This window comes from Pseudoalteromonas sp. BZA4 (assembly GCF_040104395.1).
GTDB lineage: Bacteria > Pseudomonadota > Gammaproteobacteria > Enterobacterales > Alteromonadaceae > Pseudoalteromonas.
This window is the reverse complement of the sequence record NZ_JBECOT010000046.1, coordinates 13,809-32,896: the sequence shown is the minus strand read 5'-3', so window position 1 is coordinate 32,896 and position 19,088 is coordinate 13,809. Positions and strand designations below refer to the sequence as shown.

At 41.5% G+C, this 19,088-nt stretch carries 17 protein-coding genes; 5 read left to right on the top strand and 12 right to left on the bottom strand.

The window, feature by feature from the left end; all coding sequences use genetic code 11:
• Nucleotides 1–241: 241 nt before the first annotated feature.
• Nucleotides 242–1,099, bottom strand: a complete 858-nt coding sequence (locus ABMY41_RS16250) for a tetratricopeptide repeat protein (protein ID WP_248529169.1) — start codon at nt 1,097–1,099, stop codon at nt 242–244.
• An 83-nt stretch (nt 1,100–1,182) separates the two neighbouring features.
• On the opposite strand from ABMY41_RS16250, the gene ABMY41_RS16245 reads away from it, so the two are divergent.
• Complete coding sequence (locus ABMY41_RS16245) at nt 1,183–2,496, top strand: amidohydrolase (protein ID WP_349275445.1); 1,314 nt, start codon at nt 1,183–1,185, stop codon at nt 2,494–2,496.
• A 1-nt stretch (nt 2,497) separates the two neighbouring features.
• Here the strand turns inward: ABMY41_RS16245 and ABMY41_RS16240 are convergent, their stop codons facing one another.
• The 4 genes from ABMY41_RS16240 to pomA form a co-directional block, all read right to left on the bottom strand.
• Nucleotides 2,498–4,408, bottom strand: a complete 1,911-nt coding sequence (locus tag ABMY41_RS16240; RefSeq protein ID WP_349275444.1) for a DNA topoisomerase III — start codon at nt 4,406–4,408, stop codon at nt 2,498–2,500.
• 66 nt (nt 4,409–4,474) lie between these two features.
• A complete protein-coding gene (locus tag ABMY41_RS16235; RefSeq protein WP_252950735.1) occupies nt 4,475–4,951 on the bottom strand; it encodes a hypothetical protein in 477 nt (158 codons plus the stop codon).
• 130 nt (nt 4,952–5,081) lie between these two features.
• Nucleotides 5,082–6,005, bottom strand: coding sequence for a flagellar motor protein MotB (locus tag ABMY41_RS16230; protein ID WP_349275442.1), 924 nt, complete (start codon nt 6,003–6,005; stop codon nt 5,082–5,084).
• Between the two features lie 3 nt (nt 6,006–6,008).
• A complete protein-coding gene (gene pomA / locus ABMY41_RS16225; RefSeq protein ID WP_054552564.1) occupies nt 6,009–6,776 on the bottom strand; it encodes a flagellar motor protein PomA in 768 nt (255 codons plus the stop codon).
• A 272-nt stretch (nt 6,777–7,048) separates the two neighbouring features.
• Between pomA and xseB the strand changes: the two genes are divergently transcribed.
• The 3 genes from xseB to dxs all read left to right on the top strand — a co-directional run bounded on the left by xseB (nt 7,049) and on the right by dxs (nt 10,147).
• Complete coding sequence (xseB, locus tag ABMY41_RS16220) at nt 7,049–7,291, top strand: exodeoxyribonuclease VII small subunit (RefSeq protein WP_054552565.1); 243 nt, start codon at nt 7,049–7,051, stop codon at nt 7,289–7,291.
• A gap of 4 nt (nt 7,292–7,295) precedes the next feature.
• Nucleotides 7,296–8,195, top strand: a complete 900-nt coding sequence (gene ispA / locus ABMY41_RS16215) for a (2E,6E)-farnesyl diphosphate synthase (RefSeq protein WP_349275439.1) — start codon at nt 7,296–7,298, stop codon at nt 8,193–8,195.
• An 89-nt stretch (nt 8,196–8,284) separates the two neighbouring features.
• Complete coding sequence (gene dxs, locus ABMY41_RS16210) at nt 8,285–10,147, top strand: 1-deoxy-D-xylulose-5-phosphate synthase (protein WP_289098267.1); 1,863 nt, start codon at nt 8,285–8,287, stop codon at nt 10,145–10,147.
• A gap of 28 nt (nt 10,148–10,175) precedes the next feature.
• Here the strand turns inward: dxs and ABMY41_RS16205 are convergent, their stop codons facing one another.
• Nucleotides 10,176–11,123: a LysR family transcriptional regulator gene (locus tag ABMY41_RS16205; RefSeq protein WP_349275437.1), complete on the bottom strand. Its 948-nt coding sequence runs from the start codon at nt 11,121–11,123 to the stop codon at nt 10,176–10,178.
• 107 nt (nt 11,124–11,230) lie between these two features.
• On the opposite strand from ABMY41_RS16205, the gene ABMY41_RS16200 reads away from it, so the two are divergent.
• The gene (locus tag ABMY41_RS16200) at nt 11,231–12,283 is read left to right on the top strand and encodes an MBL fold metallo-hydrolase (RefSeq protein WP_349275435.1); all 1,053 of its coding nucleotides are present in this window, start codon (nt 11,231–11,233) and stop codon (nt 12,281–12,283) included.
• Between the two features lie 65 nt (nt 12,284–12,348).
• Here the strand turns inward: ABMY41_RS16200 and ABMY41_RS16195 are convergent, their stop codons facing one another.
• From ABMY41_RS16195 to ribBA, 6 genes are all read right to left on the bottom strand, one after another.
• Nucleotides 12,349–15,435, bottom strand: coding sequence for a ligand-binding sensor domain-containing diguanylate cyclase (locus tag ABMY41_RS16195; RefSeq protein ID WP_251603874.1), 3,087 nt, complete (start codon nt 15,433–15,435; stop codon nt 12,349–12,351).
• Nucleotides 15,436–15,468: 33 nt separating this feature from the next.
• Nucleotides 15,469–15,954 carry a phosphatidylglycerophosphatase A gene (locus ABMY41_RS16190; RefSeq protein ID WP_054562659.1) on the bottom strand — a complete coding sequence of 162 codons (486 nt, stop codon included), beginning with the start codon at nt 15,952–15,954 and terminating at the stop codon, nt 15,469–15,471.
• A complete protein-coding gene (gene thiL, locus ABMY41_RS16185) occupies nt 15,951–16,925 on the bottom strand; it encodes a thiamine-phosphate kinase (RefSeq protein WP_054562660.1) in 975 nt (324 codons plus the stop codon). Before thiL ends, ABMY41_RS16190 begins: the two co-directional genes overlap by 4 nt.
• A 44-nt stretch (nt 16,926–16,969) precedes the next feature.
• Nucleotides 16,970–17,380, bottom strand: coding sequence for a transcription antitermination factor NusB (nusB, locus tag ABMY41_RS16180; protein WP_054552571.1), 411 nt, complete (start codon nt 17,378–17,380; stop codon nt 16,970–16,972).
• Nucleotides 17,381–17,395: 15 nt separating this feature from the next.
• The gene (gene ribE / locus ABMY41_RS16175) at nt 17,396–17,860 is read right to left on the bottom strand and encodes a 6,7-dimethyl-8-ribityllumazine synthase (protein WP_054562661.1); all 465 of its coding nucleotides are present in this window, start codon (nt 17,858–17,860) and stop codon (nt 17,396–17,398) included.
• Between the two features lie 105 nt (nt 17,861–17,965).
• Complete coding sequence (gene ribBA / locus ABMY41_RS16170) at nt 17,966–19,081, bottom strand: bifunctional 3,4-dihydroxy-2-butanone-4-phosphate synthase/GTP cyclohydrolase II (RefSeq protein WP_062566079.1); 1,116 nt, start codon at nt 19,079–19,081, stop codon at nt 17,966–17,968.
• Nucleotides 19,082–19,088 lie beyond the last annotated feature (7 nt).

Here is a 19,088-nt window from a genome sequence, read left to right as displayed (position 1 = left end):
CGATCAACTGCTTGTAACTCATGGTAAATGCTTCTGTTTGTTTGGCGACGATAGAGTACCACCAACAGGCAGTTGATCTCTTCTCACCGTTTAACCATGAGTGGTGCACTTATTATCTGAATTCGGGCAGTCAACTTTTCTCGAGAGGATCTTAAGTATTATCGATAATAGGTAATACGCAAGTTTTTAAATAAAAAAAGCGCCACTATTTTTAGTGGCGCTTTTATCAATCAACTCTTAATTAGTACAAGATACTATATAGCTTACGACGATACTTAGATGCCAAGGCATCGCCATCAGGTAAAGAAGCGATAATTTCTAGATAGGTTGGTTTTGCATCTGCGTAGTTAAGATCTTTTTTAAGTACATTAAATAACATCTCTAAAGCTTCTTCTTTACGACCCGCACTATTAAGAGCATTACTTAGTTCTACTTTTATCTCTAAATCATTTGGATATTTTTCAACTTTATCCTGCAGTGCTTTTATTTCAGGTGAATCTGTTGCAGCTAATGCTTGTTCACACTTTGCTTGAATATTTGTGAAATACGCATCACGTTCGTTTTCTGCAACCGAATCTAATAATGCTTGTGCATCTTCTAATTTATGAATTTGAATACAGATATCAGCTAAAACTAACTTTACACGTGTATGGTTTGGATCAAGCTCATAAGCCTGCTTTGCATAGTTAAAAGCATTATTTAAATCTTGATTAATTAACGCTTGCTTAGCTTGCTCTAGTAATAACTCGTGTTGAGCTGGTAAATGTTTGGCTAGCGCATCGCGAATTTGCTGTTCTGTTTGAGCACCCGGTAACATATCGACAGGCGCTGAATCTTTTAACATCACAAGCGTAGGTAATGCTTGTAAACCAATTTGCTGCGCAAGTTGCCCTGCAAGGGCTTGCTCAACATCACAATCTAATGTCGCTACTAATAAATGCTCACCATACTCATTTGCTATTTTCTCTAAAATTGCAGCTTGCTGATGACATTCTGGGTTTTGCGCAGAGTAAAAAGTAAGTAGCACTAGCTTTTCAGCGGACGTTTCACCCAATGCTTGCTGCAAATTTTGCTGGGTAAGTTTTATCATATTATTCATTTGATCGATTGCACTATATAAGTATTTAAGCTTTTATATAGTGGCAAACATAACAATTACAAGCCCCACGGGTCGAGGTCATTATGAAATTATCTGCTATTTCTGCAGCTTTATTACTTCTTAGTCCATTAGCACAAGCAACAACGCTCGATTTAAACCTTCAAAAAACTATGCCTGAGATTGAAAAGCTTTATTTAGATTTACATCAATCTCCCGAGCTGTCTTACCACGAAAAACAAACTGGCCAAAAGCTAGCAAAGCAATTAAAACAGCTGGGCTTTACTGTTACTGATAATGTAGGTGGTTACGGCGTTGTTGGTATTTATAAAAACGGTGACGGCCCTACAGTAATGATCCGCACAGATACTGATGGATTACCAATTGTTGAGCAAACAGGAAAACCTTACGCTTCTAAGGTGACTATAACAAATGATGCTGGTGCAACCGTTGGCGTAATGCATGGTTGTGGTCATGATATTCACATGAGTTCATTTATTGGTACAGCACAACAGTTAATGACACATAAAGATCAGTGGCAAGGTACGCTAATGATGGTCGCACAACCTGCAGAGGAAGTTGGCGGTGGTGCAAAAGCAATGCTTAAAGAAGGGCTTTTTACTAAGTACCCTACTCCAGACCATGTTATTGGTTTACATGTAAGTGCGAGTGTTCCTGCTGGTAAAGTTAGCATGAAAACTGAATATACGATGGCAAGTGTTGACTCTGTTGATATTACTGTAAAGGGTAAAGGCGGTCACGGTGCCTATCCACATACAACAATCGACCCTGTTGTGATTGCTTCACGTTTTGTGCTGGCACTGCAAACTATTACTAGTCGCGAATTGTCACCACTTGAACCGTCAGTGATTACCGTTGGCTCAATTCATGGTGGCTCTAAACACAATGTCATTTCTGATGAAGTAAAACTACAACTTACATTGCGTAGTTATAACCCTGAAGTTCGCTTACAACAAATCGCAGCGATTAAACGAATTTCTAAAGGTATTGCATTAAGTGCAGGACTTGATGAAAGCTTAGCACCTGAAGTATATGTGCATGAAGATGAGTCAATTCCTTCGACTTATAACAATCCAGCTCAAACCAACATAGTGCGTTCAGCAATTGCTAATGCTATTGGTGAAGACAATGTACTTGAAACTGAAGCTGTAATGGCTGGTGAAGACTTTGGTTTATACGGTCGTACAGAACAGCACGTGCCAATTACTTTGTTTTGGTTAGGCGGTGTTGAACCGAGTCAATATGATGCAGCAATGCAATCTGGCGCAACATTACCTTCATTACACTCAAGTAAGTTTGCACCTGATTACAAGAAGGCGCTTCCTACAGGGATTACAGCAATGAGTAACGCCGCGGTTGCCCTATTCAACAAAAAGTAGTTTAGGCTGACTTGGCTCTGGGCTTAGCTTTTCTTTTAAAACGTCGCTTTTGCGGCGTTTTTGGTAACTGAGCAAAGACTTGGCTGTCGCACTGCTTAGCTTGCTCAACTAAAGCATGTAACTCTGCCAACAATGGCGTTAAAAATTGCTGATAACTCATATGTTGCTCAGCTATATTACCTAACGATGCTTCCCACTTAGCTGTTAAGTCAGGGCTAGCAAGCTGCTCTGGTAATGTACTTATAAGAGCTTTACCTGTTGCGGTAGCTAGAATGTTTTTACCCTGACGCTCTAAAAAGCGGCGTTTAAATAAAAGCTCAAGAATACCAGCCCGTGTAGCCTCAGTGCCTAAGCCGTCGGTTTCTTTGAGGATCTTTTTAATTTCTGGGTCTTTCACATAGCGGCTGATGCCTGTCATAGCACTCAATAAGGTAGCATCAGTAAAATGCGCTGGCGGTGTCGTCATTTTGTCTACCACTTCACCTTGAGTGCAATGCAGCGGCTGACCTTTTTCAAGTGACGGTAAGGTTTGCTCATCTTTTAACTCTGTTTTGCCCATTAATGTTTTAAAGCCTAAGCTAACATCTTGTTTAGCAGCAGCTTTAAAAAGCCCACCCGCAATTTCGACCGTTACTTTGGTTTCATTAAAAACATAGTCTGGATAAAACTGGATTAAATAATGACGACAGATCAAGCGATAGATTTTTTGCTCATCACTATTTAACGATGCTGAGCGAAGCTGTTTTTCGGTAGGAACGATAGCGTGGTGAGCTGCCACTTTGCTGTCATTAAAACATTTACTCCGCTTACTGGTATCAGCTTGCTTACAAGCTTCACTTGCTTGACCTTCATTATTGGCGATGGCAGCAATAATACTCGCTGCATCTTTATGATGCTCTTTTGGTAAATAGCGGTTATCTGAACGAGGGTACGTAATTAACTTATGACGCTCATACAAGCTTTGACAGGTATCTAGCACCTTTTGTGCTGGCATTGAAAACGCCTTTGCCGCATCAATTTGCAAAGCCGACAAGTTATAAGGCAGTGGCGCTTGTTGCTTTTTTTGCTTTTGTTCAAGCTCAACTATTTTAGCCGGTTGATTAGTTATGCGTGACACTACATTTTCAGCAAGCCCTCTATGCAATACTCGCCCTTCTTCATCTTGATAAGGTTCACATGCTTTACTTGGCTGCCACTTTGCAGAAAATGCTTGCTGCTGCTGAGTTTCAAGATGAGCTATTACTTCATAAAAAGGTTTTGCTACAAAATTAGCGATTTCATTATCACGATTTACAACTAGACCTAAAATAGGAGTTTGAACACGCCCAACAGATAACACATTACCAAACCCAGCTTTTTGCCCAGCAAGCGTATAAGCGCGAGTTAAATTCATGCCAAATAGCCAATCGGCACGTGAGCGAGCTAAAGCAGATACACTCAATGAAATAAAATCGCGATTAGATTTTAAATTATTCAGCGCTTTTTTAACTGCACTTAAGTTTAAGTCGCTGATCAAGAGTCGTTGAATTTGCTGTTTTTTGGCTTGGCTAAGTTTAACCTGTTCGATCACTTCATCAACCAATAGCTGGCCTTCGCGATCAGGATCGCCAGCATGAACTATTATATTTGCCTGCTTGATTAGCTTTTTTAATACAGTAAGTTGTTTACGCGTTTTTGCTTTAGGTTTTAATTGCCATTGTTCAGGCACGATAGGTAAATGCTCAAACCGCCACTTTTTAAAACTTGCATCGTAGTCATCGGGTTCTGCTTGTTCAAGCAAATGACCAATACACCAAGAGACACAATCACCATTACCTAGCTCTATATAGCCATCATGCTTTTTTTGTGGTTTTGGCAGAGCATCTGCAATGGCTCGCGCCAAGGATGGCTTTTCGGCAATGTAAAGTTTCATAACGCAACACTAAATACTGTTTTTATAAACAGTAGTCTAGCACAGGATTTTTAACGAAGAAACGCCTTATGCTTGCTGGCTTCGTCGAGTAAAGAGGTAGATAAGCGGTAGGTAACAGACGACCACAGTACCAATATTGATTAGCGGTAGCAGGGTCTTGTACATATAAGTGCTGTATGACAAATCCCAAAGGTGGCGGTCAACTAAACGGAACAACTGTAAAATGGGCGCCATTATCACAACCAACTGCCCTAAAACACTTTGCCATAAGTAGACTTTATCTTTAATACCTAAGTAAGCAATGATTGCCATCCAAGCAATATCATTAAAAGCCCAGACTACATAGCGCCAGATATAAATGTCATCAAATTCACGTAAACTGCCATGAATTAAGGTACCGTATAAAAAGAAACATGCTGTTATTACGGTGAAGTGGAATGCCTGCCAATCTTTACGGAGGTAGAAAACGAAAATAGCTGGGCTCAGAATGAACACCCAGCTATTACTCAAAATTGAGATGATATATACAAACCAATCAGGCAAAATTAACGAACCTTATTCTGTTTTACCATCATCGTCGCCATCACCATTACCAGGCATATAGCTATATTTATCAACTTTTTTCATTTTTATACTCCATTACATGTGTTAATGAAGTTTCACTTTAATTGATTTATGGCCTTACATCAATAGGGTCAGATTCGTGTGCTTTGCCTTGCATGATAGAGATTTCAACACGGCGATTTCGCCTACGGTCTTCATCGGTCACATTCGGTACAAGGGGTCTGGTTTCTGCGTGACCTACAACCATCATACGAGACTTATCAAAACCTGGCGCTTTTTCCATTTCACTAGCAACTGCCACCGCACGCTTTGATGATAAATCCCAGTTGTTAGTATAAAGCTCATTCGATACTTGGAAGTCATCAGTGTGCCCTGACACGGTTATTTCACCCGGCACATCTTTTAACAGCGTAGCAATATCACGAATAATAGGTTTAAATTTTGGTTGTAAAAATGCACTACCTGATGGGAATGAACCATTCTCACGAATGCGAATAATAATTTGCTGGCCTAATGACTCAAGCTCAATCGCACCATCCATAATTTGTTGTTCTAGTTGCTGGGCAATTTTCTTCACAAGTTCATTTGTTTGTTCTTGATCAGCTGCTGAAATTGACTGTTCTAAAGCTTGTTGCTGCGCCGTACTTTGCGATTCACCACCACGTTTATTGCCGCGCTGTTCTTGTCGACCACCGGCAGAGCTTTCATCACCAGCTTGAAACTCAAGCATTTGTTGTGTCATTTCTACGGTTTGTTGTTGAATTGTCTCAATAGGAGTGGGTTCAGGTTTACCCGGAGTAAACTCCATGGCAATGACCGAGGTTCCTTTTGGAATATCTTTTACTTCAATTTTATTTTGTACACCGAAAGCAAACTTCATAGAGCCGGCAACTTGCTTAAACTTCAGTACGTCCATTTCTGAGAAGGCAAGCAAGAGTACAAAGAAGCACATTAATAATGACATTAAATCTGCGAAGGTTCCCATCCAGGCGGGTAAACCTGGAGGTGGACATTTGCACTCTTGATCTGACATACCCTACTCCTCGGTATCAACTTTACGTTTTGATTCGGCTAAGTAGTTTTTCAAGATACCTTCAATTACTTTCGGGTTTTGACCATCTTGAATACCCAGTACCGCGTCGAGAATCAAACGCTGGTTAAGTGCTTCCTCGTCTTTACGTAGCTCTAGTTTTACCTGAATTGGAATAGCAACAACGTTTGCTAAGAACGCACCATAGAGAGTAGTTAAAAGTGCAACCGCCATAGCAGGGCCGATTGCTTTTGGGTCATCCATGTTTGATAACATAGCAACCAAACCGATTAGCGTACCGATCATCCCCATTGCAGGAGCGATATCGGCAAGTGATTTGAATAACCCGGCCCCTAGTTCATGACGGTTAGCAGTAAGAGAAATATCTTTTTGTAGGGTGGCACGAACAACATCAGCATCATGACCATCCACTAACATATCGACCCCTTTACGCATAAAACCGTTGGGGATTTCGGCTTCTTCTAATGCTAAGAAACCACCTTTACGTGCTGAGTCAGCTAATTCTACTGCTTTTTCAATTAACTCTTCTGGAGATTCGATTTTGAACATAAAGGCTTTTGCAGCGACTTTACCTATGCCCAAAAATTGCCCCATAGTGAAGTTTGATAATACGATAAAAATCGAACCACCAAATACAATGACCACCGAAGGCGTGTTGTAAAACATTGCAACTTGGCCGTCACTACTTAACACCATCGACATAGCAATTAAGCCTATGGCACCAAGAATACCTATTATGGTTGCTAAATCCACATACCCCTCCAGAGGAACAATTACACGACACCCTCAGGTATCAAATTTTTATTATTAACTGCTTATCGGCAAGCAGTTGAAATACTTAAATCATTAAATGAATTAATTTTATTTTAATGTAAGATTTTTAAGCTACAAGTTTAAGCTGTATCTAAAACCGTAAAAATAGCATATTGAAAATGGATTATGCGTAAAAAAACACATCATTCTTTGACCTAGTTTAGCATTCCCCCTAAAATTGGCCTCACTTTCTAACAGCTATCGAGGCCACAATGGCAACAAAGAAACCAGAAAACTTAAGCTTTGAAGAAGCGCTGGATGAATTATCTCAAATTGTTGCACAAATGGAGCAAGGTGAATTGTCACTAGAACAATCGCTAAAACAATTTGAACGCGGCATTGCACTGGCGAATGCTTCGTCTGGTAAGTTACAGCAAGCCGAACAAAAAGTTGCCATTTTAATGGGTAACGATAGCCAAGCTCCTCTTAGCAATTTTGATTCAAACTTGGACTAATTAAGTGCAATTAAAAGAACAACTACAACGCGCTCGTGAAGACGTTGAAGCACATTTAAATCGCTATTTCGAACGACCACTTAATACCGAAAAAACCATCAAAGAAGCCACCCATTACGGTGTTTTAAATGGTGGTAAGCGCTTACGTCCATACCTTGTATACGCAACGGGTCGAATGATGGGCGCAGATAAAGCCGATCTTGATATTCTTGCTGCCGCTATTGAGTGTATTCATAGCTACTCTTTAGTCCATGATGACTTACCTGCCATGGATGATGATGACTTAAGACGTGGCCGCCCTACTTGTCATATTGTCTACGGCGAAGCGCAAGCCATACTTGCCGGAGATGCATTACAAACACTGGCATTTGATTTAATCGCTAACCATCAATTTGCAGTTTCAGCTACGCAACAAGTAAAAATGATAGCCTCGTTAAGCAAAGCCTCAGGTATTGAGGGTATGGTAGGTGGGCAAGCACTGGATATCGAAGCGACCGATAAACAAACCGATAAACAAATTACTGTTGAACAGCTGGAGCGCATTCATCAGCTAAAAACAGGCGCCTTGCTTAATTGTGCTATTACACTCGGTGCATTGAGTGCAAAAAACTGTGATGAACATACTCTCGCGCAATTAAACCTATTTGGCCAAGCAATAGGACTGGCTTTTCAGGTACAAGACGATATCCTTGATGTTGAAGCTGATACTGAAACATTAGGTAAGCCACAAGGCTCAGATATTGCAGCTAATAAAGCAACTTACCCTGCTTTACTAGGTATGGCTGGCGCAAAGCAAAAAGCACAAGATTTACTGGCTCAAGCTCATCAAGCTCTTGAGGCAATTGATTACGACACCAGTGAACTGGCGAGCCTTGCTAGCTATATCGTTGAACGTAATTATTAATGCCAAAAAAAGAAAGACAAAATAACTAAAAAATCAGAGCGGCAATGGGCTATAATGCACTCTGGTTAGCGAAGGATGTATAAAAAATCATGACACTTGATAGTAGCAAGTATCCATTATTAAGTTTGGTTGACGAACCAGCACAACTGCGTGATTTAGCGCAAGACAAGTTACCTGCGTTTAGTAAAGAGTTACGCGAATACCTACTTAACTCGGTTTCGCAAAGTAGTGGTCATCTAGCATCAGGTTTAGGCACTGTTGAACTAACCGTTGCGCTGCATTATGTTTATAACACTCCTGAAGATCGTTTAGTATGGGATGTGGGTCATCAAGCATACCCGCACAAAATCTTAACGGGTCGCCGTGACCAAATGCATACTATTCGTCAAAAAGACGGTTTGCACCCTTTCCCATTCCGTGAAGAAAGCCCTTACGACACTTTCAGTGTAGGCCATTCGAGCACCTCAATTTCAGCAGCCTTAGGCATGGCCATTGCCGCTGAAAAAGAAGGTAAAGATCGTAAAACTGTAGCGGTTATTGGCGATGGTGCAATTACGGCGGGTATGGCATTTGAAGCAATGAATCACATGGGTGATGTAAACCCTAACGTGTTAATTATCTTAAACGATAATGAAATGTCGATTTCAGAAAACGTAGGTGCACTAAACAATCACTTTGCCCGTATTTTATCTGGTAGTTTCTACACCAATATTCGTGAAGGCAGTAAAAAGCTTCTTTCTGGTTTACCGCCAGTGAAAGAACTTGCTAGCCGCATGGAAGAACACTTAAAAGGTATGGTTATTCCAGGCACGTTCTTTGAAGAATTAGGCCTAAACTACATCGGCCCAATTGATGGTCATGATGTTAATATGATGGTAGATACCTTACGTAATATGCGTAACCTTAAAGGCCCGCAATTACTACATATTAAAACGCAAAAAGGTAAAGGTTATAAGCCTGCCGAAGCGGATCCAATTGGTTACCACGGCGTACCAAAATTTGATCCGAGCATGTCAAAATTACCAAAATCTAAACCTGGCGCTGCCACATTCTCAAATGTGTTTGGTGACTGGTTATGCGATATTGCAGCTCAAGACGACAAGCTAATGGCAATTACCCCTGCCATGCGTGAAGGCTCAGGCATGGTACGTTTTTCTAAAGAGTACCCAGCGCAATACTTTGATGTAGCAATTGCTGAGCAACATGCTGTAACGCTTGCAGCTGGTCTTGCTTGTGAAGGGTTGAAGCCTGTTGTTGCTATTTATTCAAGCTTTTTACAACGTGCGTACGACCAACTTATCCACGATGTAGCATTACAAAACTTACCCGTTTTATTTGCTATTGACCGTGCCGGTATTGTTGGTGCTGATGGTGAAACTCACCAAGGCGCCTATGACTTAAGCTTTATGCGCTGTATTCCTAATATGATTATCATGGCGCCTAGCGACACTAACGAGTGCCGCCAAATGCTTTACACTGGCTACCAATGCAATCAACCAGTTGCTGTTCGTTACCCACGTGGTAGTGCCGGCACGTGTGAGGTTGAATCAACAATGAGCGCGATTGAAATCGGTAAAGCGCGTAGTATCAAACAAGGTAATAAAGTGGCCATCTTGTCGTTTGGTACGCTGTTAGAGAACGCCAAAGTAGCCGCTGATGAGCTTAACGCAACAGTCATTGATATGCGCTTTATCAAGCCTCTTGATACTGACGCTATCAGTAAATTACTCAGCAGCCATGATGTCATTGTTACCCTAGAAGACAACGCCATTGCTGGCGGTGCTGGTTCTGCTGTGAATGAATACTTAGCTGCAATCAAAGCGGATGTGACTATCTTAAACTTAGGTATTCCAGATGAGTTTATTAAGCATGGTACGCAAGATGAAATGCACGCCGAAATGGGCCTAGATGCAAATGGTATTTTAACTAGCATCAAAAAGTTCATGGCTTAAGCCAAACAGCATTCACTATAAAGGAGCCTTAAGGCTCCTTTTTGTTCTCTACCCCACTGGGAATAACTCCTAACTCGTGATCCAAAGGTGCTGCTGCATCTTTAAACTGCAATTTAAGAAATTCAACAAGTAACCTTAAAGACAAGGGTTGGTGATGACGGCTCAGGTAAATTGCATAAATACCGAGGGGTTCTGGCTGGAATTGGGGTAATATCCTAACGAGCTTGCCTGATTTAAGATGCTTTCCTACATAAAATGTAGGCAACATTCCTACTCCAGCCCCACTCAAAACAGCCCGTGTTATTACATTAGTTTCGTTACTTTCAAAGTACCTTTTTACTGGCACTTCTATAATATCTTCACCTTTAATGAAGCGATAGTTTTTGCGCGAGCCAGAAAAATGAGCAACACATCTATGTTCACTTAATTCCTCTAAAGAAGTAGGCGATCCATATTTTTCAAGGTATTCAGGCGCAGCACACATGACCGAATTACATAACGTTAAAGGAACAGCAATCATAGTTGGATCGAGTGTATTAGTAACTCTTACAGCTAAATCAATCCTATCCTCTACTAGATTAGATAATGTATGGCCAACAGATAAACTAATTTCTATTTCCGGATGTAGCTTTTGAAACTCAACTAAGGCAGAAACAAGGTATGCGTCCGCAAATGAGCCAGAAGTCGCAACCCTAAGAACACCTTTGGCTTTTTTCGTTTGTTCAATGACTAAGTTCTTTGCTTCAGCAACAGCCATAAGCATCTTACGACACGCTGGTAAAGTTGCAGTTCCAGCTTCCGTCAAACTTATCACGCGGGTAGTTCGATGCATTAATCGTGTACCGAACCATTGCTCTAATTCAGATAAGTAGCGACTTACCATTGCTGTTGACATATTTAGTTTAGCTGCAGCCTTTGTAAAGCTACCCTGCTCAGTTATTTCAATAAACACTTTTGCAGCTGTTATTCGATCCATTATCTCAAGTTGCGCAATAGTTAATTAACTAATATGCAGTTTATCAACAGATTAACGCTCTATACAATCGCACAAAATTAGGACAATAAAAACAAACGGAGACTATTATGTCTATAAAAAATAGCTTTACTAAATCAGTATTTCTATTCAGTTTATTATCTACAAGTTTAGCAGCAGTGAGTTCTGTTGCTGAAGCTCCTTCAACCGTTGGTGCTCACTATGTACTACAATCTAGTAGTAAAGTTCTTGCTCCAGGTGAAAAGGTCGCAAATTTATTTAACTTAAATATGACAACACCTTATATCCTTCAGCGCATCACAGAGAATACTTATTGGTATCAATCAGGGTTCTACGGCACGATTTTTTATATCGGTGATAAAGGTGTGCTTTTGTTCGATCCATTAGAGCAAAGAGCAGAGCCAATTTTAAAATCTATTCGATCAATTACCGATAAACCTATAACAGCAATTGTCTATTCTCATGACCATGCTGATCATATTTCAGGAGCAGATGATTTATTAAAGTTACTTAAAAACTCTCAAAAAGAACAACCTGAAATTATTGCATCAAAAGCAACAAATAAGAAAATGGAATTACTGGGAAGTAACATAAAGAAACCAACAAAAGTACTTAACTGGCCAAACGATACTTTTAAGTTCGAAGACTTAGAAGTTCAACTTCATGGCTTCGAACATGCCGCACATACTGATGATCACTCAGCTTGGCTTTTAGTGAATGAACGTGTACTCCATGCCCCTGATTTACTGAATGCAGATCAACCTCCTTTTTGGATTTTTGCAGGCTCAGAGCGCTTCACATATCTAGAGCAAAACTTAAAAACAGCAGACGCATTAAAATGGGATTTTTTCAATGGTGGACATGGCAATATAGGCTCACATGATGACTTTGCTTTTCATCTAAAATTTATTGCTGATTTGAAAAAAGAGGTAGCTAAAGCTATGGGTGAAGTACCTTTTGGGTACGGGGTTGATGTCGCAAAGATAAATGCACACACCATTATGTTACCAACTTGGTACGGTGAAATAGCAAAACGAGCAACGGATGCACTTCGTCCAAAATATGGCAGCTACTATGGCTTTGAGACTGCAGTTCCTGCCAACGCAGAAATGGTTGCAGAATACTTATACAGCTACCGATAAATACAGTTAAAAGCCATAAAAATATAGCTAAGGATGCGCCCTATCAGAAACACGGTATGGCGCTCCTATCGCATCCAAATTTTAATATCAGCTAAGCCATTAGCTTGTAGTGCACTAAGCTGCTGATCAACATTGTGGCTTTGTTCGAATTCAAAGGCATCTAATTGCTCGTCAAAGGTAATGTTTGCTACACCATCACCACCGCGCTTTTTAACTTGATGCAGTGCGATATCAGCAAGGTTAACTGAGGTTTCCCAACCAATAACTTGGCCCCCCAGTAAAGGTAATGGATAGAAAGACCAGCCAATAGATGCAGTAATCGTGGTCGATTCTCCATTCGGTAATCTAAATGGGTTTGCTGCAATTGCTTCACATAAATCGGCCACATAATTGTCTATCGCTGTGCGTTTGAAATCACGTAGTAAGAGTAAAAACTCATCGCCACTCCAGCGTGCAACATAGTCAGAACCTTGAGTACGGCTATTCAATAAAGTCGCCATTTGCTGTAAGCAGCTATCGCCAGCAAGCGGGCCATATGCATCATTAATGCGACTAAAGTTATCAAAGTTAATTATTAATAGCACGAGCGACTTACCCTGCGCTTGCAATGACTGCGAGTTACGCTGGAAGTGTTCGATATCTTTAGGGAGCTGATCAAACAAGAAGCGTCGGCTACGTAGGCCTGTAAGCTCATCTGAGTGACTTACTAGCTTAAGCTGTGAATTCACTTGGTTAAGCTTATCGTTAGCTTCTCGAAGCTCTACGGTACGTTCTGTTACTAAGCTTTCAAGGGCTAATTGCTTACGTTTCTCTTGCGCTCTAAATACCCAAAACACAAGGTAGAACAGTAAAATAAAGCTACTAGTGATCAAGAGTCTAAAATAAATAGTCTCATCAAAACGGCGCGGCACTACAAAGCTGTACTCAGTACGACGTGCTTTTTGCCAATCTTCACCACGGCGCTTTGCTTCAAGTTGGAATAAAAACGACCCCGGTGGTAAGTTGGTATAGATTGCCTCACGACGAGTATTGGCATAACGCCAGTCACTGTCTAAGCCACTTAAACGGTAACGGAACTCGATACTTGAAGGGGCATAATAATCAATCGCAGTGTATTTTAACGTTACATCGCGTTCATCAATATGTAGCTCTGGCTTACTGCCTAAAGTAGCCGTACTTAAATGACGAAGCGGCGTGATCAAACTTTCAATACGAGGCTTAAGAGCTTGAACACCAAAAAGCTCAACGCTCTTTGGTATTTCTACCACACCTTGTAGGCTTGGATACCAAATAGAGTTACCGGTATCTGCTACAGCGTCATGACCCAGACCAGCACAACACTGACTTGCTTTACCATCAAGTTGACGGTCGAACGATGAGATCACTTGCTCTACTTTTAAGCTCTCGATATCAGTACCAAACTGCTCGACTGGCATGCGGTATACACCCTTCATGGTACTGACCCAGATACGTTTTAATTGCTTATCGTAAACAAGACTAAAAATAGAGCCATACGGCAGACCATCTGTCGCATCTAACTGACGCCACTGACCTTTGGTACTGCGATAAAATAAACCATCGTTAAGTGAGCCAATTAATATCCCCACCCCTTCAATATTCAAAATACTGGTAACGTAGGCACTTTCTAAGCTGGTTTGGTCGCCAATTTTTTCAATCCCGCGGTCGGTAAAGTAATAAGCCCCTTTACTGGTGCCAATTAAACCAAAGTTTTGCTCATCCAGAACATAGGTAATAAATTTACTGCTTAAGAAGGCATTGTATGCAAAGGGTGTTAAACCACCGTAGCTTAAGCGGTACATACCACGGCCAGTACCGAGCCAAAAACCGCCTTTGCTAGAACGGCTAATTGCGAATACAGGGTTATCACGCAGCGCTCGCCCCGGTACCGTATACAAGTTTTGGTTTTCGTAATAAAACACACCGCGGCCTGTTGCGATGTACAAACGATCACCGTCAAACTGTAAGTCGTGCACTGCTGCTCGACCAAACTGGTTACTCGGAATTTGATTTACAAAATTCTTGTTGTAATCGAAGTAACCAACACCGCTGCGGTTAGCCACCCATAATTTGCCATCAGGTGCTTGGCTAATTGCCATCACCGCTTCGGTCATATTTGAGATAGCTGAGTGACGTTCAATACGCCCTTCGTGAGCAAGCCATAAGCCTTCACTGAAGCTTGCCAGCCAAATGTTATTTTGATTGTCACGGAAAATATCGGCAAACCAAATGCTTTGATCGAGCTGACTTGGCTCAACCCATTGCCAATCTCCTGAGTTATCACGAAATAACAGCCGGCCATAGGTCGAAATCCAAAGCGCACCATCTGAGTCGCTCATAAACTTATAAACGGCAGAATTACTGGCATTTGGCAGTGGGAATGGACGCAGCTCGTCATCTAAATCAAGAAAGTAAGCACCCAGCTCTGAAGCAAGGTATAAATTCCCTTCTAGCCAAGCCATGTCATGAATAATGGTTTGTGCTAAACGCTCAGGTAATGAAACTTTGGCAGTCAGCTCTAATCGTAACTTTGCAAAGTCAGAAGAGGTATTGGTTAAACGCAATAAGTGACGCTCATTGACCAGCCAAATGCCTTCTGGCGACAACGCCATTTGGCTCACTGAACCCACAATTTGCGTAATAGCAGTAGCATTAGATACCGGTACAATTAACGCGGAGTTTTGGTTTAGTGTGACTTGATTTCGAGCAACATAATAAAGACCGTTGGCTGCTATCCAGATACTGCCTTTGGAGTCTTCAAGAATATCGCGAACCGGACCTTTAACGTTAAAGGTTTGCGACATCATGGTTTTAGGATCAAGTGTTACCAAGCCATTTTTGGTACCAACCCAAAGTAACCCAGTACTATCAACTAAGAGCTTATTAATACCATTACTTGGTAGGAAATCGCTGTTTTGCGTATTGAAGTTAGTGAAGGTGTTACCATCAAAGCGGCTTAAGCCAAACTGAGTGCCCAGCCACATATAACCTTGCTCATCTTGAGCAATGCTTTTTAAAGATTGCGATGGCAAGCCATTTTGGATGTTCCACTGTTTGACGACATAGTCAGTAATAGATGCAAACGCAGGCGTGCTGCAAAGCATCAACAAACAGACAACTAGAAATCGCATCATATACTTGCCACCAAGTAACACTTAACTCATCGTTTAAAAAGGCAAATAGCCTGCTTTAAACAAGGCTTGAACACAAATTAATGAAAATATACCTGCTAAAATATCATCAGCCATGATGCCCAAGCCACCGTGTAAACGTCTATCTAGGATTCTGATAGGACCTGGTTTAGCGATATCAAAAAAGCGGAACAATAAAAAACCAACCAACAGTGACTGCCAACTCAGTGCAGCACCAATCATGGTGATATAATAACCAGCAACTTCATCCCAAACAATGGCTGGATGATCATGTACCCCTAAGTCATCTGCTGTTTTACCACATGCCCAAATACCAAATACACTGATCACGATGGCAAACACAATCTGTAACCACAGTGGAAAGTACATAGTAGTAAAAATAAATGGCAAGGCAGCAAAGGTACCAAAGGTGCCAGGTGCTTTAGGGGCAAGGCCTAAGCCAAAACCCAAACCAAAAAATTGGTGTGGGCGTTTTAAATTGAATAATCGGTTACTGCTCAAACCGGCTCCTTCGTAAAGTGCTGAAAGCCCTTACCTTGATAATTAAATTGCTCACCATCAAGTAATAGCTCAATCTCACCTTCGCCACTTTTAATTTGACCTACACAACTTGCTTCAACACCATATTGGCGCAGTTTCATATCAACCATGCTTTTATTGCTTTCTGGCACAGTAAAGAGCAACTCGTAGTCGTCACCATAATTTAAAATGTAGTCAAATTGCTCTGCACGTGGAATCGACGAATTTAATGCATCAGAAACAGGCACTTTATCAACATTGATCACCGCACTAACTTGCGATAGCGCTAAAATATGGCCTAAGTCAGCTAATAAGCCATCGGAAATATCAATTGCTGCAGAGGCAGCGCCTCGCAAAACCTGACCGGCTGCAACACGTGGAGTCGGATAATCAAAACGATTATTTAAATAGCTTAAGTGTTCTGGGGCGATATCGAGGCCTTGTTTACGAGCTTCAATGGCTACACCAGCATCACCTAACGGACCTGTTACATAAATCCAATCGCCAACTTTAGCACCGCTACGGCGCAGTGCTTTGCCTTCAGGCACGATGCCTTTAGCGCAAATCGTAATAGTTAAAGGGCCTTGAGTGGTATCACCACCAATGATTTGCACATTGAAGTACTCTGCAATTTCATGCATGCCTTCAGTGAACTCTTCAAGCCACTCTATATTTGCTTCAGGCAACGTCAGACCTACCGAAATCCACGTAGGTTCAGCGCCCATTGCCGCAAGATCACTTAAGTTAACAGCTAAAGCTCGATGCCCAAGGGCACGCGCAGAGATGTCATCAAAAAAGTGTACGCCCGCAACTAAGGTGTCTGTTGTTACCGCCAATTGACAGTTTTCAGGCACAGTTACTAAGGCACAATCGTCACCAATACCTAGGTTCACATCACGGCGAATAATGCCACGACCCTTAAAGTAACGATTGATTAGTTCAAATTCCTTCATACACAAAAAAGCCGGCCCAAGCCGGCTCTCCTTTACGGGGCTACTTACTTACGCAGTTCTTTCACTGCTTTATCAAGTACACCGTTGACAAACTTATGGCTGTCTTCAGCACCAAACATTTTAGCAAGCTCAATGCCTTCATTGATTGCCACTTTGTAAGGTACGTCTTCACGGAATTTCAGCTCATAGCCAGACAGACGTAAAATTGCTTTTTCGACCATGTCTAACTCATCAGCTGGGCGTGCTAAATGTGGAGCAACGATTTCATCTAATTGCTTACAGTTAACAACAACACCGCGTGCTAGGTCTTTGAAATATTCGACGTCGATCTTAGTCACATCATTTTCAATTAACATTTGCTGTTCAATATCAGCAATTGGGTTACCGCTTAACTGCCAAGAGTATACGGCTTGAAGTGCTAAGATACGTGCTTTACGTCTTGCTGCTGGTTTCACAGAGATTCCTTAAACTTAAATTTTGTCTAACACATTAACCATTTCAAGCGCACCTAAAGCAGCTTCGCCGCCTTTGTTACCCATTTTGGTACCTGCGCGCTCAATTGCTTGCTCAATGCTTTCAGTGGTTAATACGCCAAATGCAACCGGGATATCATACTCAAGAGATACTTGCGCAAGACCTTTGTTTGATTCGCCAGCGACTAAATCAAAGTGTGGTGTACCACCTCTGATCACTACGCCTAAAGCGATGATTGCATCGTGTTCTTTCTTTGCCGCAACGCGTTTCGCTGCTAAAGGTAATTCAACGGCACCTGGTACGTAAACAACTGTAATGTCGTCTTCAGATACGCCACCTGTGCGCTTAAGCTCATCAACAGCACCTGCTAATAGGCTGCTACCAATAAAGTCATTAAAGCGAGAAATGACAATGGCAAATTTTTTGCCCGGTGCGTATTTGTTACCTTCAATAATTTTCATTTAATAACCCTAAAAAATAAGTTTAAGCGGTTGCGATTGCGCAAAAATTACGGCGCATAATACCACAAAAATATAAAAGTAGCCTAGTAAATCTGTTTTCCCTAACTAAGACTGTGGCTCAACATAGTCAACCACTTCTAAGTGGAAACCAGATAACGCATGGTACTTCTTAGGACGGCTCATTAAGCGCATCTTTTCAATACCTAAATCAGCCAAAATTTGCGAGCCCACACCCACAGTACGCGATGTACCTTGGAATTTACGATGACTCACATTTTCGCCAGCATCTTCAGCGGCAAAGGCTTTAACGGTTGCTTCTAGGTCTTCTGTTGACTCTTGTTTACCCAAGATAACCAGCACACCGTTGTGCTCAGCGATATAAGCCATAGCATCTGATAAGCCCCAGCTACGATCAGCACTTCTATCTGATAATAGAATATCGTTAAAGGTACTTTGTAAGTGAACACGTACTAACGTTGGTTCATCTTTCGATACTTCACCTTTTTGTAAAACATAGTGAAGCTGACCATCAATGGTGTCTTTGTAGGTCACTAAATCAAACTCACCGTGATCTGTTGGCAGTTTACATTTAGCAACGCGCTCAATGGTGGTTTCGTTTAGGTTTCGGTATTCGATTAAATCTGCAATGGTGCCAATCTTTAAGTCATGCTCTTTAGCAAATACTTCAAGATCAGGGCGACGCGCCATGGTGCCATCTGGGTTTAAGATTTCAACAATCACAGATGACGCCTCAAGACCAGCTAAACGCGCTAAATCACAACCCGCTTCAGTATGACCTGCACGTGTTAAAACGCCACCAGGCTGCGCCATAATTGGAAAAATATGCCCTGGCTGTACGATATCGCTCGGCACGGCACCTTTAGCGATTGCAGCTTGAACGGTACGGGCACGGTCGGCCGCTGAAATACCTGTAGTTACACCTTTCGCCGCTTCAATCGACATTGTGAAGTTAGTTGAAAAAGCAGCACCGTTATTTTTCACCATAAGTGGTAATTCTAACTGCTGACAACGCTCTTGTGTCATTGTTAAACAAATTAAACCACGGCCATGTGTTGCCATAAAGTTGATAGCATCAGCACTAATGTGCTCTGCTGCGATGATTAAATCGCCTTCATTTTCTCGGTCTTCATCGTCCATTAAAATAACCATTTTACCGGCTTTAATGTCATCGATAATTTCTTGCGCGCTGTGTAAATTCATAATGTGC

What these genes read in the sequence shown, in the direction of transcription:
- ABMY41_RS16205 (WP_349275437.1), bottom strand. Translation starts at nt 11,123, where the DNA reads ATGGATCGAATAACAGCTGCAAAAGTGTTTATTGAAATAACTGAGCAG.
- ribE (WP_054562661.1), bottom strand. Translation starts at nt 17,860, where the DNA reads ATGAAAATTATTGAAGGTAACAAATACGCACCGGGCAAAAAATTTGCC.
- ABMY41_RS16195 (WP_251603874.1), bottom strand. Translation starts at nt 15,435, where the DNA reads ATGATGCGATTTCTAGTTGTCTGTTTGTTGATGCTTTGCAGCACGCCT.
- dxs (WP_289098267.1), top strand. Translation starts at nt 8,285, where the DNA reads ATGACACTTGATAGTAGCAAGTATCCATTATTAAGTTTGGTTGACGAA.
- ABMY41_RS16230 (WP_349275442.1), bottom strand. Translation starts at nt 6,005, where the DNA reads ATGTCAGATCAAGAGTGCAAATGTCCACCTCCAGGTTTACCCGCCTGG.
- xseB (WP_054552565.1), top strand. Translation starts at nt 7,049, where the DNA reads ATGGCAACAAAGAAACCAGAAAACTTAAGCTTTGAAGAAGCGCTGGAT.
- ABMY41_RS16245 (WP_349275445.1), top strand. Translation starts at nt 1,183, where the DNA reads ATGAAATTATCTGCTATTTCTGCAGCTTTATTACTTCTTAGTCCATTA.
- ribBA (WP_062566079.1), bottom strand. Translation starts at nt 19,081, where the DNA reads ATGAATTTACACAGCGCGCAAGAAATTATCGATGACATTAAAGCCGGT.
- ABMY41_RS16200 (WP_349275435.1), top strand. Translation starts at nt 11,231, where the DNA reads ATGTCTATAAAAAATAGCTTTACTAAATCAGTATTTCTATTCAGTTTA.
- ABMY41_RS16250 (WP_248529169.1), bottom strand. Translation starts at nt 1,099, where the DNA reads ATGAATAATATGATAAAACTTACCCAGCAAAATTTGCAGCAAGCATTG.
- ABMY41_RS16240 (WP_349275444.1), bottom strand. Translation starts at nt 4,408, where the DNA reads ATGAAACTTTACATTGCCGAAAAGCCATCCTTGGCGCGAGCCATTGCA.
- thiL (WP_054562660.1), bottom strand. Translation starts at nt 16,925, where the DNA reads ATGAAGGAATTTGAACTAATCAATCGTTACTTTAAGGGTCGTGGCATT.